Source organism: Cupriavidus sp. 05T313, from assembly GCF_056396665.1.
Genome location: NZ_JBFTLX010000663.1, coordinates 1 through 414, shown reverse-complemented (window position 1 = coordinate 414; position 414 = coordinate 1). Strand labels below are relative to the sequence as shown.

1 pseudogene is annotated in these 414 nt (G+C 66.3%); it reads left to right on the top strand.

The features are described from left to right. Window positions 1–135: pseudogene (locus AC1DKD_RS42250) on the top strand (alpha-ribazole phosphatase); the annotation flags it as partial. Window positions 136–414: the final 279 nt, after the last annotated feature.

Genomic DNA, 414 nt, shown 5'->3' with positions numbered 1-414 from the left:
GCCGTGCCGCGCGCGGAGGTGGAGGCGTGGGCCGCGGATCTGCTGCATGCCAGGCCTCACGGCGGCGAGACGGTGGCCGAGGCGATGGCGCGTGTGGCGGCATGGGCTGATGCCTTGCCGGCGGGCGCGCCGGATGGGGCGACACCCCCTCGGGATCCGGCGAAAAGAGCGGCCGGGACCCAAACTCGCMTCGCCTTAACAGGCTGCTGAAATACGTCCCGCGCAACGGCGGGTTTTCCCGCTCGCGCGGCGACGACTCTGTTTTTTCCACATCCTGAAACGTAGGCGTAGCTTCGTCGGCTTTTTGACCGCCTGACGCCTGTTTCCCGCCCGCTTTTGTCCCTTTATCGCTGCTGCAGGCGGATTTGTCCTAGCGATCGCATGCGCACGAGGTTGTAAGCGGCCATCGTCAAC